This window comes from Burkholderia sp. Ac-20345, from assembly GCF_017104825.1.
Classification (GTDB): Bacteria; Pseudomonadota; Gammaproteobacteria; order Burkholderiales; family Burkholderiaceae; genus Burkholderia; species Burkholderia lata_B.
Genome location: NZ_JAAGPO010000051.1, coordinates 13,422 through 29,647, shown reverse-complemented (window position 1 = coordinate 29,647; position 16,226 = coordinate 13,422). Strand labels below are relative to the sequence as shown.

At 69.0% G+C, this 16,226-nt stretch carries 5 protein-coding genes; 4 read left to right on the top strand and 1 reads right to left on the bottom strand.

Annotated features, from left to right (window positions below; translation table 11 throughout):
• Positions 1 to 4 precede the first annotated feature (4 nt).
• The gene (locus tag G3O06_RS19690) at positions 5 to 2,398 is read right to left on the bottom strand and encodes a patatin-like phospholipase family protein (RefSeq protein ID WP_205817191.1); all 2,394 of its coding nucleotides are present in this window, start codon (positions 2,396 to 2,398) and stop codon (positions 5 to 7) included.
• A 270-nt stretch (positions 2,399 to 2,668) separates the two neighbouring features.
• Here G3O06_RS19690 and G3O06_RS19685 point away from each other — a divergent pair, with 270 nt between their 5' ends.
• The 4 genes from G3O06_RS19685 to G3O06_RS19670 all read left to right on the top strand — a co-directional run bounded on the left by G3O06_RS19685 (position 2,669) and on the right by G3O06_RS19670 (position 16,161).
• Entirely contained in the window at positions 2,669 to 3,703 is a 1,035-nt protein-coding gene (locus tag G3O06_RS19685; RefSeq protein ID WP_174971868.1) for a rod shape-determining protein, read from the top strand.
• Positions 3,704 to 3,958: 255 nt separating this feature from the next.
• On the top strand, positions 3,959 to 4,582 hold the full coding sequence (locus G3O06_RS19680; protein WP_241020144.1) for a YdcF family protein: 624 nt from the start codon (positions 3,959 to 3,961) through the stop codon (positions 4,580 to 4,582).
• A gap of 594 nt (positions 4,583 to 5,176) precedes the next feature.
• The gene (locus G3O06_RS19675) at positions 5,177 to 13,786 is read left to right on the top strand and encodes an autotransporter-associated beta strand repeat-containing protein (RefSeq protein WP_205817190.1); all 8,610 of its coding nucleotides are present in this window, start codon (positions 5,177 to 5,179) and stop codon (positions 13,784 to 13,786) included.
• Between the two features lie 152 nt (positions 13,787 to 13,938).
• Positions 13,939 to 16,161 carry an amylo-alpha-1,6-glucosidase gene (locus G3O06_RS19670; RefSeq protein WP_205817189.1) on the top strand — a complete coding sequence of 741 codons (2,223 nt, stop codon included), beginning with the start codon at positions 13,939 to 13,941 and terminating at the stop codon, positions 16,159 to 16,161.
• Positions 16,162 to 16,226 lie beyond the last annotated feature (65 nt).

Here is a 16,226-nt window from a genome sequence, read left to right as displayed (position 1 = left end):
ACGCTCAATATGTACGGCCGAGCTGCAGGTAGAAGTTGCGACGGCCGCCGGGCGCGAGCGCCACGCCGATGTACACGGGCCCGAACGCGGTCGACAGGCTCGTGAAGAACGTGTAGCTCTGCTTGAGCGCGCCGCCGCCGATCTTCTGGCCGCTCGACCAGACGTTGCCGACTTCCGCGCTGGCGCCCACCGACAGCGCCTTGATCGGCGATGCATTGAACGACATCAACTGGTTCATGTAGGTCACCTGCGCATACGCGAGCTCGTTGCCGTTCAACTGGTCGGCCGCATACGCGGACAGATGCTGGAAGCCGCCAAGCGTGAAATTGAACGCGTTGATCAGGTTGGTGCCGCCGATGCTCTTGCCGCCTTCGATCGTCGCGCTGATGCTGTGCCGGCCGAACTGCTGCGCAACCATCGCCTTGCCGTAGATCTCGGTGTAGGGCGCGGTGTTGATGCTGTCGTCGAAGTCCGACGCCGAGCCCCCGTTGCGCGAGACCAGCGAGCGTTCGATACGCAGCTCGGTGAAATAGCCCTTGCGCGGGAACAGCGGATCGTCGAGCTGGTCGATGACGAGCCGTGCGCGGGCGGTCAGCGCCTGCGACGTGAAGCTCGGCCACAGCAGCGTCTGGCCGCTGCCGTCGTCGAACGGCAGGTTGTAGGTCGGCGAGCCGTGCCCGGTCACATAACCGAGGCCGATCCGGAAATCGCCGAGGCGCCCGATCGGCAGGCCGAGATCGAGCCCGGCGCGTGCGGTCTGCATCAGGTACTGCGTGATCTTCACGTTGCCGCTGTCGTCGTACAGGTTCGCGTAACGGCGCTGGTATTCCGCGTACGGCGACAGATAGACGCCGTAGGCCATCGACAGCGGCTGGCGGAACTCGATGCGCGCGGATTGCAGGTCGCTGCCGATCGTCGTGTCCGCGCGGAATTCGAGCCCGGATTCGGTGAGCCATGGCCGCCGGTAGCCGACGTGCAGGCGGAAGCCGCCCTCGTCGGTCGAACTGCTCGACATGCCGAGCCCGAACAGCAGGAAATTCGGCCCCCAGTATTTCTCGCGCGCATCGATCTCGAGCACGTTTTCGTCGCCGTGGCTCACGATCTGCTGCGTGACGCTCTCGAAGTTGCCGCCCGTCGTGAGCCCCAGCAGATCCTGGCTGACCGTCTTCGGATCGTAAGTGTCGCCGGGCTTCACGTGCAGCGCGTTGCTGACGACCCGCTTCGGCACGCCGCCGGTGGTCTTGATGTCGATGCGCGTGATCCGGATCGGCGGCGGCAGTGGCTGCGCGTGCGCGGACCGGTAGGCCGCATACTGTTCCGGCGTGAGCGCGAAGCGCTGCAGTTTCGGCAGCGCCGCGGTCGCGGCAGCCGCGCCGGCGGCGATCGCCTGCTTCGCGTTCTGGAAATCGGTGAACGCGAGCGAACCGAGGTCCGGCGTGAGCAGCACGTCCTGCGCGTCGAGCTGCTTGCGCTGGGCGGTCACGTTCTGGCGGATCAGGATGCCCACCATCTGCTGCATCACGTCGGCGGGCGATGCGAGCGCGTCGAGCGGGCGCAGTTGCGAGCCGATGTCGACCGCGATCACGACGTTCGCGCCCATCTGCCGTGCGGTGTCGACGGGCAGGTTACTGACGAGACCGCCGTCCACGAGCGCGCGCCCGTTGATCTCGGCCGGCGCGAACAGGCCCGGCATCGCCATGCTCGCGCGAATCGCGAGCGGCAGCGAGCCGTGGTCGAGCACCACCATCTGGCCCGTCTGCAGGTCGGTCGCGACCGCGCGGTACGGGATCGGCAGGCGGTCGAACGGCTGGTTGGTCGGCACGGCGGCCGTCCAGTTCGCGAGCAACGCCTGCAGCCGGTTGCCCTGCACGAGGCCGACCGGCGCCTTCACGCCTTTCTTGCCGAAGCCGAGCGTCAGCCCGTTGATGTACAGGCGTTCGTCCTCCCGGCTGGTTTGCGGCAGGTCCGCGCGCTCCGTCACGTCGAACGCGACGTCCGCGAGGTTGACCTCCGACAGCCGCTTCTGCATCTCGCCGGCAGCCATTCCGCTCGCGTACAGGCCGCCGACCACGGCGCCCATGCTGGTGCCCGCGATGCAGTCGATCGGGATGCGGTTGTCCTCCAGCACCTTCAGGACCCCGAGGTGCGCGTAGCCGCGCGCGCCGCCGCCGGACAGCACGAGGCCGACCGACGGGCGGCCGGCCGGGCCGCCGTCGGCGTCGCAGGTGTGTGCGGATGCGGCGGGCGCGGCAGCCGGCGCGCTGGCGGCAGTTGCCTGGGCGGCGGCGGATTCGGCGGCCGGCAGCGGTTGCGCGGCGACCGTGCAGCACCAGAAGGCGACGAGCGTCGTGCAAAGCGGGCGCACCCGCGCCCAGCGGAAGGAAACGGTCGCTGTCATGGAGGAAATACCTGGCGTGATCGGGCGTCTGAGGCCTGCCGGGAGCAGGCAAGACCGAGAGATTACCGTGTTTTACAGGCGTAATGCGAGCGGCTGTCGCGTAGCCGGATGTGCCCGGACCGGCACTTTTGACAATTGTTTCGCGAAAAAATCATCGGAATTGCCTAAAGTATCGGAACGATTTGCCGCTAAGGTCGTGATGGAGCGGCATGGATGCGCCGCGGAAATGCGGCGCGGCTGCCCTGGCCCGTTCGATTACAAAGGTTTGATATGTCGACACCGCTGTTCGGAAAGTTGTTTGCGCAACCCGTTGCGATCGACCCTGGAACGGCGAGTACGCGGATTTATACGCACGAACGCGGCGTGGTGCTGAACCAGCCGTCGGTCGTCTGCTTCCGCAAGGCCGGCGCGACCGACGCGCGGCCGACGCTCGAGGCCGTCGGCGAGCTCGCGAAGGCGCTGCTCGGCCGCGAACCGGGGCATCTCGAAGCCGTGCGGCCGATGCGGCATGGCGTGATCGCCGACGCGCACGCGGCCGAGCAGATGATCCGCAGCTTCATTGACATGTCGCGCACGCGTTCGCGCTTCGGCCGCCGCGTCGAGGTCACGCTGTGCGTGCCGTCCGATGCGACGGCCGTCGAGCGCCGCGCGCTCCGCGAGGCGGCGTTCGCGGCGGGTGTATCGGACGTCGAACTGATCGAGGAATCGCTGGCGGCCGGGCTCGGCGCGGGCCTGCCGGTGACCGAGCCGGTCGGCTCGATGGTCGTCGATATCGGCGGCGGGACCACGGAAGTGGCGGTGATCGCGCTCGGCGGCATCGTCTACCGCGAGGCGATTCGCGTCGGCGGCAACCAGTTCGACGCGGCGATCGTCAACCATGTCCGCAACCTGTATGGCGTGCTGCTCGGCGAGCAGACAGCCGAGCACGTGAAACAGTCGATCGGCTCGGCCACCAGCGCGGTGCCGCGCAGGTCGACGCGCGCGGTCGGGCGCAGCATCGGCGACGGCCTGCCGCGCTCGATCGAGCTGTCCAACCACGATGTGGCGGACGCGCTGGCCGCGCCGCTCAAGCAGGTGATCGGCGCGGTGAAGTCGGTGCTGGAAAATGCGCCGGCCGAGCTCGTGACCGACATCGCGAATCGCGGCGTGGTGCTGACGGGCGGCGGTGCGCTGCTCGCGGATCTCGAACGCCTGCTGTACGACGAGACCGGGCTCGTCGCCCGGATTGCCGACGAGCCGGCCACCTGCGCGGTGCGCGGCGCCGGCGAGGCGATGGGGCGGCTCGCGATGTGCCCGATCGACTGATTCGGGCCGTGCCGGGCCGTGCATCGCGGCGCGGCCATTCACATTCTTTCAATCTCCGTATTGCCTGCCCGCTTCGCCGGGCACGGTTCTCCGGTCGACTTGCCGGACGGCTGGCCGCCGTCCGTCGCGTGGACACCTGAACGCGCACCGTGCTAGCGTTACGCGCCCGTCCGGGGCCGGGCACGCCGATACGCCCGACGACCTGAGAGACCGAAAACCTTGAAAAACCACACCAAACGGGGCTTGTTTGCCCGCATGGGCCGCCTGCTGGCGGTCGTTGCCTGTCTCTGGATCGTCGCAGCCGTCGCGCTCGTTGCGTACGGAATGCGGATGCCGAGCGAGCCGGCCGACGTCGCCGTGATCTTCGGCAACGCGCTCGACGAGACCGGCGCGCCGAAGCCGGTGCTCGCCGCCAGGCTCGACGTCGGCGTGCGCTGCTACCGCACGGGGCAGTGCCCGGCGTTCCTCGTCAGCGGCGCGATCGACGGCCCCGGGCTGAACGAGGCGACCGCGATGCGCGACTATCTCGTGGCGCGCGGCGTGCCGGCCGACCGGATCGCCGTCGACGACCAGGGCGACAACACACTCGCGACTGCGCAGCACACGCTCGCCTACCTGCAGGCGCACCGCCTGTCGCGGGTGCTGATCGTCAGCCAGTACTACCACCTCGCGCGGGCGCGCCTCGCGTTCGAACGCGTCGGCATCGCGCGGGCGAACATCTCCGCCGCGTATCCGCGCCGCTTCCAGTTGCGCGACGTCTATTCGAGCTGGCGCGAAGTGCCGGCCTATGCGGTGTATGCAGCGCGGTTGTGGGTGAATCCCGATGCGCGGCCTGTCTCGTTCCGCCCGATGCTTTATCTGATGAGCCTGTTTTCGTGATGTGGGCGGGTTTCGTTTCCCCAACGGTACGTGGCGAAACTCGAAGGGATCGGATACGCGCCGGATATTCCAGTGTTTTTGTCCTGTGAATGATGGCGCGAATTATCTCTCGTAAACGATTTCCAGAATGACGATATTGCATTGCAAAAGGCAATCGCGATAATCAGGCTGATGTCGGTGTTTTTACGGATGCTTCGCTTCGGTATTTTTTGACGGAGATCAAAATAAACTGGCGAGTAGTGCACGGACTTACCTGTTTGGAGCGTTCCGATAAGTAAAAAATGCGCCCCTGCTGATCCCCGGTCGTACAGGGGAAAGATCGACTGGAAAAGCCTGTTTTTTTGATATAGCCTTGTCTGACAAAAGCGGGGCGGTAATCAAATCAACCAGAAAATCGCTGCAGAAAAACAGGGGCCATCGACATGTCGTTCGACTAGTTTCAAGCCTGCCTTCCAGGGCCATTCAAAGATTCGTCCATGAATAAACCGACGTCGCATCGCGACAGCCGGGGGGCGCGCTATTGTCCGCGGTTTTCTGCTGTCGGCTGTTCGATTTCACGGTAATGCCAATTCCAATAACATGACGAGGGAAAGCATGAATCTTGCGCGTTCGAAAAAAACCGGCGAGCCGTTTCCGAAATTGCTGTTGCCGACGGGTGTGTTCCTGGCGCTGTCCGGCGCCGGTATCGTGCCCGCCAATGCGACCTGTACCACGGCAGGCACGACGGTGACCTGCTCCGGGGTCGCCAACCCGCTTGCGCCGAGCTATTCGAACAGCGCGAACAACATCCATGCGACCGTCAACCCCGGCGCGAGCGTCGGCGTGCTGCTCGGCGTCGGTGGCACCGCGATGTCGCTGACGGGCAACAATACCCAGCTGACCAACAACGGCACGATCGATCCGTCGGCGCTCGGCACCGGTCTCGGCGTGCTGTCGAGCGGCGCGGTGATCGGCAACTCGGCGGCGAGTGCCGGCACCACCGTCATCAACAACGGCACGATGAACGGCTCGACCGGCGTGGCGATCAGCGGCGTGACGGGCATGGCGTTGTCGGTCCAGAACGGCACCGGCGGCACGTCGACGATCAACAACACCGGCACGATCGGCTCGAACCCGCTGGTCGGCGCGACCCTCACCGGCGCGGATGCGCCCGTGGTCGCCGCATACGGCGGCGCCACGGTCAACATGACCAACAGCGGGACGATCACCGGCCGTGTGTCGCTCGGTTCGAACGGCACGCCCGGGGCGGGCAACTCGTTCGTCAACTCGGGCACGATCAACGGCAGCGTGTCGATGGGCGCGAACAGCACGAACTCGTTCACCGCGGTGACGGGCTCGTCGGTCAACACGGCGGGCGGCACCGGCGCCGCGGTCAACATCACGGTCGGCCCGATCACGCTGGGTGTTGCGGCGACGGGCACGGTCGACGGCGGCGCGGGCGGCGACAACACGCTCAAGCTGCAGCAGGGGGCCAGCGCGAACGGCACGATCGCGGCCAACAATTACATCAACTTCAATCACCTGAACGTCCAGAGCGGCAACTGGACGATCAACGGCGCATCGACCGCGCAGGATGCGACGCTGGCGGGCGGTACCGCGATCATCAACAACAACGCATCGCTCGGCACCGGCACCATCACGGCCACCGGCGGCGCGTTGCAGGCGGGCACGGCCGGGCTCAACGTCGCCAACGACGTGACGCTCGGCGCGGGCGGACTGACGGTGCAGGGCTCGACCGGACTCACGCTGTCGGGCACCGTGTCGGGCGGCGGCGCGCTGACGAAGAACGACGGCGGCACGCTGACGCTGTCCGGCGCGAACAACTACACGGGCGGCACGAACCTGAACGCCGGCGGCGTCGTAGTCGGCAACAATTCGGCGCTCGGCAGCGGCGCACTGAACGTCAACGGGTCGGCCACGCTCGACTCGAGTACGAACGCGACGCTCAACAACACCGTCAATCTCGCCACGGGCACGACGCTGACGGTCGGCGGCAGCAACAATCTCGGGCTGGCCGGCTCCATCAACGGCAACGGCGGCCTCGTGAAGAACGGTGCGGCGACGCTGACGCTGACCGGCGCGAACACCTACACCGGCGACACGACGATCAACAGCGGCACGCTCGCGCTGGGCGCGGGCGGCAGCCTCGCGGCGTCCGGCACGGTGAACCTGACCGGCGCGGGTGCGACGTTCGACCTGAGCAGCGCGTCGGGCGCGCAGGCGGTCGGCGCTCTGGCGGGCGCGGCCGGCACCAACGTGAACCTCGGCGGCAATTCGCTGACGTTGAACGGCAGCGGCAATACGACGTATGCGGGCACGATCGGCGGCGCGGGCAGCCTGACGTTGTCCGGCACCGGCACGCAGACGCTGACAGGCAACAACGTCTACACGGGCGGCACGAACCTGAGCGGCGGCAACCTCGCGGTCGGCAGCAATACGGCGCTCGGCACCGGCGCGGTGAACGTGAACGGTTCGTCGACGCTCGATGCGACCACCAACGTGTCGCTCGCGAACAATGTCAACGTCGCCACCGGCACGACGCTCACGTTCGCCGGTAGCACCAATGTCGGCCTGAGCGGTACGGTCTCGGGCGGCGGCGGTCTCGTGAAGAACGGCGCGGCGACGGTGACGCTGTCCGGCGCGAACAACTACACCGGCGGTACGACGCTGAATGCTGGCGGGCTGGTGCTCGGCAACAACGCGGCGCTCGGCACGGGCGCACTGACCGTCGGCGGCGCGGCGACGCTCGATACGAGCGCGAACCTGTCGGTCAACAACGCAGTCAACCTCGCCACCAGTTCGACACTGACTCTGGGCGGCAGCAACGGCCTCACGCTGAACGGCGGCATCACCGGCGCGGGTGGTCTCGTGAAGGACGGCGCGGCGACGACGACGTTGACGGCCGCGAACTCCTACACGGGCGGCACGACGATCAACGCGGGCACGCTGGCGATCAGCGGCGGCGGCAGCCTCGCGGCGATGGGCACGGTGAACCTGGCCGGCGCGGGTGCGGCGCTCGACGTGAGCGCCGCGACCGGTGCGCAGACGATCGGTGCGCTGTCGGGTGTCGCCGGGACGAACGTCGCGCTGGGCGCTAACGCGCTGACGCTGGGCGGAACCGCCAGCGGCACCTTCAGCGGCGCGATCGGCGGCACCGGCAGCCTGACGCTGGCCGGCACCGGCACACAGACGCTGAACGGCGCGAGCACCTACTCGGGCGGTACGAACCTGAACGGCGGCAGCAGCGTGGTGCTCGGCAACAACAGCGCGCTCGGTACCGGCACGGTGAACGTCGCAGGCGCGGCAACGCTCGACACGAATGCGAGCCTGTCGGTCGCCAACACAGTCAATCTTGCGAACGGTTCGACGCTGACGCTCAGCGGCAGCAATGCACTTGCGCTGAGCGGCGGCATTTCCGGCGCGGGCGGTCTCGTGAAGAACGGCGCGGCGACCACGACGCTGACGGGCGCGAACACCTACACGGGCGGCACGACGATCAACGCCGGCACGCTGGCGGTGGGCGCGGGCGGCAGCCTGGCAGCGACCGGCGCGGTGAATCTCGCCAACGCGGGCGCGGCGCTCGACGTGAGCGGCGCGACCAGTCCCCAGACGATCGGCGCGCTGTCGGGTGTCGCGGGGACGATCGTCAATATGGGCGGCAACGGGCTGACGCTGGGCGGGACCGCCAGCGGCACCTTCAGCGGCGTGATCGGCGGGACGGGCAGCCTGACGCTGGCCGGCACCGGCACGCAGACACTGACGGGTGCGAACGTCTATACGGGCGGCACGAACCTGAACAGCGGCGGTCTGGTGCTCGGCAACAGCGGGGCGCTCGGAGGCGGCGCGCTGAACGTCGGCGGCGCGGCGACGCTCGACACGAGCACGAGCCTGTCGGTCAACAACGCGGTCAATCTCGGCACGGGCGCGACACTCACGCTCGGCGGCAGCAACGCCCTCACGCTGAACGGCGGCATCTCCGGCGCGGGCGGTCTCGTGAAGAACGGCGCGGCGACGACGACGCTGACGAGCGCGTCCAACTACACGGGCGGCACGACGATCAACGCCGGCACGCTGGCGCTGGGCGCGGGCGGCAGCCTCGCGTCGACGGGCGCTGTGAACGTGGCCGGCGTAGGCGCGACGTTCGACGTGAGCGGCGCGACGGGCCCGCAGACGATCGGCGCACTGAGCGGTGTCGCCGGCTCGGCCGTGAACCTCGGCGGCAATGGGCTGACGCTGAGCGGGACGGCCAGCGGCAATTTCGGCGGCGCGATCGGCGGTACCGGCGGCCTGACCGTGGCCGGCACGGGCACGCAAACGCTGTCCGGCACGAACACGTACACGGGCGGCACGACGATCAACGGTGGCAGCACGCTGGCGCTGGGCGCGGGCGGCAGCCTCGCATCGACCGGTACGGTGAATCTCGCCGGTGCGGGCGCGACGTTCAACCTGGGTGGCGCATCGGGCCCGCAGACGATCGGCGCGCTGACCGGTGTGGCCGGCACGAACGTGAACCTGGGCACGAACACGCTGACGTTGAGCGGCAACGGCAACAACACGTTCGGCGGCGCGATCGGCGGCACGGGTGGCGTGACGTTCGCGGGTACGGGCACGCAGACGCTGACGGGTGCGAACACGTACACGGGCGGCACGACGGTCGGCGCCGGCGGCACGCTGGCGCTCGGTGCGGGCGGCAGCCTGGCCGCAACGGGTGCGGTGAATCTCGCCGGCGCGGGCGCGACGTTCAACCTGAGCGGCGCATCGGGCCCGCAGACGATCGGCGCGTTGAACGGCGCAGGCGGTACGACCGTGGATCTGGGCGCGAACGGGCTGATGCTGAGCGGAACCGCGAGCGGTACGTTTGGCGGCGCGATCGGCGGCACCGGTGGCGTGACGTTCGCGGGCACAGGCACGCAGACGCTGACGGGTGCGAACACGTACACGGGCGGCACGACGATCGACACAGGCAGCACGCTGGCGCTGGGCGCGGGCGGCAGCCTCGCGTCGGGCAGTGCGGTGAATCTTGCGGGCACGGGCGCGACGTTCAACCTGAGCGGCGCATCGGGCGCGCAGACGCTCGGCACGCTGAGCGGTATCGCCGGCACGAACGTGAACCTGGGCGCGAATGCGCTGACGTTGAACGGCAGCACCAACGGCACGTTCGGCGGCGTGATCGGCGGCACCGGTGGCGTGACGTTCGCGGGTACCGGCACGCAGACGCTGACGGGCGCGAATACCTACACGGGCGGTACGACCATCAATGGCGGCAGCACACTCGCGCTTGGCGCCGGCGGCAGCCTCGCGTCGGGCAGTGCAGTGAATCTTGCCGGCGCGGGCGCGACGTTCAACCTGAGCGGCGCATCCGGCGCGCAGACGATCGGTGCGTTGACCGGCGCGGCCAACACGAACGTGAACCTGGGCGCGAATGCGCTCACGCTGAACGGCAGTGGCAACAACACGTTCGGCGGTGCGATCGGCGGCACGGGCAGCGTGACGTTCGCGGGTACGGGCACGCAAACGCTGACGGGCGCGAACACGTACACCGGGGGCACGACCATCAACGGCGGCAGCACGTTGGCGCTCGGTGCGGGCGGCAGCCTCGCGTCGGGCAGTGCCGTGAACCTTGCCGGCACGGGCGCGACATTCGACGTGAGCGGCGCGACGGGCGCGCAGACACTCGGCGCGTTGACCGGCGCAGCCAGCACGAATGTGAACCTGGGCGCGAATGCGCTCACGCTGAATGGCAGCGGCAACAACACATTCGGCGGCGCGATTGGCGGCACGGGCGGCGTGACGTTCGCGGGTACCGGTACGCAGACGCTGACCGGTGCGAACACCTACACGGGTGGTACGACCATCAACGGTGGCAGCACACTCGCGCTTGGCGCAGGCGGCAGCCTTGCGTCGGGCAGTGCGGTGAACCTCGCCGGCACGGGCGCGACGTTCAACCTGAGCGGCGCATCGGGCGCGCAGACGATCGGTGTGCTGACCGGCGCGGCCAACACGAACGTGAACCTGGGCGCGAATGCGCTCACGCTGAACGGCGGTGGCAACAACACGTTCGGCGGCGCGATCGGCGGCACGGGCAGCGTGACGTTCGCGGGCACCGGCACGCAAACGCTGACTGGCGCGAATACCTACACGGGCGGCACGACCATCAACGGCGGCAGCACGCTGGCGCTTGGCGCGGGTGGCAGCCTCGCGTCGGGCAGCACGGTGAATCTGGCCGGCGCGGGCGCGACGTTCAACCTGAGCGGCGCGACGGGCGCGCAGACACTCGGCGCGTTGACCGGCGCAGCCAGCACGAATGTGAACCTGGGCGCGAATGCGCTCACGCTGAATGGCAGCGGCAACAACACATTCGGCGGCGCGATTGGCGGCACGGGCGGCGTGACGTTCGCGGGCACCGGTACGCAGACGCTGACCGGTGCGAACACCTACACGGGTGGTACGACCATCAACGGTGGCAGCACGCTGGCGCTGGGCGCGGGCGGCACCCTCGCATCGGGCAGTGCGGTGAATCTGGCCGGCACGGGCGCGACGTTCAACCTGAGCGGCGCATCGGGCGCGCAGACGATCGGCACGCTGTCCGGCGGCGCCGGCACGAATGTGACCCTCGGCGCGAATGCGCTCACACTGAACGGCAGCACCAGCGGCACGTTCGGCGGCGCGATCGGCGGCACGGGCGGCGTGACGTTCGCGGGCACCGGCACACAGACGCTGACGGGCGCGAACACCTACACGGGCGGCACGACCATCAACGGCGGCAGCACGCTGGCGTTGGGTGCAGGTGGCAGCCTCGCGTCGGGCAGCGCGGTGAATCTTGCCGGCACGGGCGCGACGTTCAACGTGAGTGGTGCGACGGGCGCACAGACGATCGGTGCGCTGAGCGGCATCGCCGGCACGAACGTGAACCTGGGCACGAATGCACTGACCTTGAACGGCAGCGGCAACGCAGCGTTCGGCGGCGCGATTGGCGGCACGGGCGGCGTGACGTTCGCAGGCACCGGCACGCAAACGCTGACGGGCGCGAACACGTTCACCGGCGGCACGACGATCAACGGCGGCAGCACGCTGGCACTCGGCGCGGGCGGCAGCCTCGCGTCGACGGGCGCGGTGAATCTCGCGGGCACGGGTGCGACGTTCGATGCGAGCGGTGCGACAGGCGCGCAGACGATCGGCACGTTGAACGGCACGGCCGGCGCGACCGTCAATCTCGGCGCCAATGCGCTGACGTTGAACGGTAGCGGCAACGGCACGTTCGGCGGGACGATCGGCGGTGCGGGCGGCGTGACGATCGCCGGCACCGGTATCCAGACGCTGACGGGCGCGAACACGTACACGGGCGGCACCACGATCGCGGCCGGTGGCGCGCTGCAACTCGGCAACGGCGGCACGTCGGGCAGCATCGCCGGCAATGTCGTCGACAACGGCGCGCTGATCGTCAATCAATCCGGCAACGTGACGATCGCAAGCGTGCTGTCCGGCACCGGTTCGCTGACGCAGGCCGGCAGCGGGCAACTGACGTTGACGGGCACCAGCACGCTGAGCGGCCCGACCACGGTCAGCGCAGGCACGCTCGCCGTCAATGGTTCGCTCGGCCAGTCGACCGTGACCGTGCAGAGCGGCGCGACGGTCACGGGTACCGGCACGATCGGCGGCCTCGTGGTGCAGGGCGGCGCGACGGCGGCCGCGTCGCAGCCGGGCGCGGCGCTGAACGTGGGCGGCAACGTCACGTTCCAGCCGGGCTCGACGTTCCAGGTCGCGGCTTCGCCGCAGCAAAGCGGCAGCCTCGCGGCGGGCGGCACGGCGACGCTGAACGGCGGCACCGTGCAGGTGCTCGCGAACCAGAGCGGCTACCAGCCGAGTACGACCTATACGATCCTCTCCGCATCGTCGGGCGTGCAGGGCACGTTCAGCCAGGTGAGTGCGAACTACGCGTTCCTCGCGCCGACGCTCAGCTACGATCCGGATCACGTGTACTTGCGGCTGGTCTCGAACGGTACCGCGTTCCCCGATGTCGCGACGACGCCGAACCAGCGTTCGGTCGCGGCCGCACTCGGCGGGCTCGGCGCCGGCAACCCGCTGTACGACGCCGTGATGACGACCGATGCGACGACCGCGCGCCGCGCATACGGGCTGCTCGACGGTGAGCTGCAGGCGAGCCTGAAGAGCATGCTGCTGCTCGACAGCCGCTACGTGCGCGACGCTGTGACCGATCGCGTCCGCCAGGGCCTCGCGCCCGGATCGGGCCCGCTCGCCGCGCTGTCGTCGGGTGGCGCAGCCTTGTGCGGCGACAACACGGCCGGCGCGGTCGCCTCGACGCTGCCGCCGGATCGCCGGATCGGCTCGCGCGACGGCTGCTACGGTGGCACGCCTTACCAGCCGGTCGTCTGGGGGCAGGCGTTCGGTGGCCGCAGCCGGCTTGCCGGCGACGCCAACGCGTCGACGATCAACCGCAGCATGACCGGCTTCATCGCCGGTGCCGACATGGCGCTCAACGACAAGTGGCGTGCGGGCCTGGCGGCGGGCGTCACGCACAGCTCGCTCGACAACGACCAGAGTTCGTCGGCGTCGGTGAACAGCTACTACCTGTCGCTGTACGGCGGCGCGCAGTATGGTGCGCTCGGTGTGCGCGGCGGCGCGTCGTACACGTGGTACCGGATCAACAGCGACCGGTCCCCGGGCTTCGCGGGCTTCTCCGATCACGACTCGGCCGGCTACGACGCGAATTCGGCGCAGGTGTTCGGCGAAGTCGGCTTCGCGCTGCCGGTCGGGCCCGTGGCGATCGAGCCGTTCGCGGGCCTCGCGTATGTGAACCTGCATACCGACGGCTATACGGAAACCGGTGGTGCGGCCGCGCTGCGTGCCGGCGGCCAGACGACCCACGTCGGCTTCTCGACCCTCGGTTTGCGCGCGGCGTCGCAGCTCGGCTCGATCGGGAGCGGCACGTTCACCGCGCGCGGGACGGTCGGCTGGCGGCATGCGTTCGGCAACGTGACTCCGTCGTCGGCATTCACGTTCGCGAACGGCGGGACGTCGTTCCAGGTATCGGGCGTGCCGATTGCTCGCGACAGCGCCGTGCTCGAGGCCGGCATCGACGCGAACATCACGAAACGCCTGACGCTCGGCCTCACGTACAGCGGCCAGTACGGCAGCGGTGTGCGCGACAACGCAATCCTCGGCAACATCCTGTGGAAGTTCTGACCAGCGACTGACGTGCCTGCGCGATGCCATGCGGCGACGACAGCGTCGCATGGCGTCGCGTCTTTTTCGTCGCTGCGCACGTCCCCCGTTCTGTCCTATCCTGTGCGAAACACGCGACGCGCCGCGCGTTGCGTTCCGACACAGGAGCATCGATGCCGAATCACGCCGAAGCCAAGACGACGCAGGCGCAGTCAGTCGCGCCTGCTGCCCCGACCCCAGCGTCGGCCCCCGCATTCATCGCGCCCGAAGCCGATCCGCAGGCACTGGCGCGCAATAATCAGTACGTCCTGAAATCCGGCGACGCGTTCGTGGTCAGCGATGCGCTCGGCGACATCGGCGGCCGTGACGACGGCCTGTTCGTCGACGACATGCGCGTGCTGTCGACGTGGCGCCTGACCTTCGGCGGCCGCGCGCCGTCGCTGCTGTCGGGCGCGACGAGCGCCGACAACGCATCGTTTACAGCGCACCTGACGAACCGACCGCTGCCGCCGCTCGGCGGCCACGAAACGCCCGAGGGCGTGATCCACATCGAGCGGATGCGCGTGCTCGCGGGCGACGTGCTTTACGAAGCGCTGACGCTGACGAACTACGGTGCAAGCGAAGCCGAGGTGCCGCTGTCGCTGTCGTTTGCGGCCGATTTCAAGGACATGTTCGAAGTGCGCGGCACGCAGCGCCCGAAGCGCGGCACCGTGGTGGCGCCGCGCGTCGACGCGGGCGCGGTGCGGCTGCGCTATGACGGCCTCGACGGCGTCGAGCGCAACGTGACCGTGCATTTCTCGCCGGCGCCGGACGCGCTGTCGGTCGATCGTGCCGACTACACGCTGACGATCGCCGCGCAGGCCTGCGTGTCGATCTACTTGACCGTCGACGCAACGCTCGGCCCGGTGCATGCGGAAGCGCCGGGATGCGGCCGCGTCGCGCTGCGCACCGCGCTCGTCGGCGTGCACCGCGAGATGCGCGCGAGGCGCGAATCGATGGCACGCGTGAACACCGGCAATCCGCTGTTCGACGCATGGCTCGACCGCTCGCTCGCGGATCTCGGGCTGCTCACGACGCAGCTCGACACGGGGCCGTACCCGTATGCGGGCATTCCGTGGTTCTCGACGCCGTTCGGCCGCGACGCAGTGATCACGTCGCTGCAGATGCTGTGGCTGCAACCGTCGCTCGCGCGCGGCGTGCTGCGCTTCCTGGCCGAGCACCAGGCGCGCGAGACCTCCGCGTTCCGCGATGCGGAGCCGGGCAAGATCATGCACGAGTTCCGCCGCAGCGAGATGGCCGCGACGGGCGAGGTGCCGTTCGCGCTGTACTACGGCGGGGTCGATACGACGCCGCTGTTCATCGTGCTCGCGGGCGCGTATGTCGAACGCACCGGCGACGATGCGCTGATCGACGAGCTGTGGCCCGCGCTCGAGCGCGCCGCGCAATGGGTGATCGACAAGTGCGACCGCAATCCGTACGGACTGCTCGATTACCAGCGCACGTCGGAACGCGGCCTCGCGAACCAGGGCTGGAAGGACAGCCACGATTCGGTGTTTCATGCGGACGGCCGCTTCCCGGACGGGCCGATCGCGCTCGTCGAAGTGCAGGCGTATGCGTGCGCGGCGCTCGATGCGATGTCGATGTGCTCGCACCGGCGCGGCCACGCGGCCGACGCCACGCGCTACGCGTTGCGTGCGAAGACGCTGCGCGAGCAGGTCGACGCGCTGTTCTGGATGCCGGAAGGCGATTTCTACGGCATCGCGCTCGACGGTCATGGCGACCTGTGCCGCGTGTTCGCGTCGAACGCGGGCCATCTGCTCGCGTTCGGGTTGCCCGACGCCGAGCGCGGCGCGGCGGTTGCCGGCGTGCTCGGCTCGACGCTGTTCCAGACGGGCTGGGGCATCCGTACGCTCGCGGCCGGCCAGCCGCGCTTCAATCCGATGGCGTATCACAACGGCTCGGTGTGGCCGCACGACAATGCGCTGATCGCGCGAGGTCTGGCGCGCTACGGCGACAAGACGGCCGCCGTGAACTTGCTGCGCGCGTTGTTCGAGGCGGCGGTGAGCTTCGAGATGCGCCTGCCCGAACTGTTCTGCGGGTTCCCGCGCCGGCGCGGCGAACCGCCGACCGCGTATCCGGTGGCCTGCCTGCCGCAAGCGTGGGCGGCCGGCGCGCCGTTCATGATGCTGCAGGCCTGCCTCGGCGTGAGCATCGACGCGTCGCGCCACGAGGTGCGGGTCGAGCGCCCGGCGCTGCCGGAAGGCGTCGACTGGCTGCGGATCGACGCGCTGCGCGTCGGCGACGAAACCGTGTCGCTCACGTTCCGCCGCGTCGACGGCCAGGTGGTTGCATCGGCGGAGCAGCCGGGCCGCGTGAAGGTGGTCGCGGTGCTGTAGCGCGTTGCTGCGCGAACGTTGCGCGATGTCGCGCCACGTTCGCGCGCAGCGGCATAGAATCGTGA

Excerpts from the sequence above, each read along its gene's own strand:
- G3O06_RS19690 (WP_205817191.1), bottom strand. The coding sequence starts at position 2,398 with ATGACAGCGACCGTTTCCTTCCGCTGGGCGCGGGTGCGCCCGCTTTGC.
- G3O06_RS19685 (WP_174971868.1), top strand. The coding sequence starts at position 2,669 with ATGTCGACACCGCTGTTCGGAAAGTTGTTTGCGCAACCCGTTGCGATC.
- G3O06_RS19680 (WP_241020144.1), top strand. The coding sequence starts at position 3,959 with ATGGGCCGCCTGCTGGCGGTCGTTGCCTGTCTCTGGATCGTCGCAGCC.
- G3O06_RS19675 (WP_205817190.1), top strand. The coding sequence starts at position 5,177 with ATGAATCTTGCGCGTTCGAAAAAAACCGGCGAGCCGTTTCCGAAATTG.
- G3O06_RS19670 (WP_205817189.1), top strand. The coding sequence starts at position 13,939 with ATGCCGAATCACGCCGAAGCCAAGACGACGCAGGCGCAGTCAGTCGCG.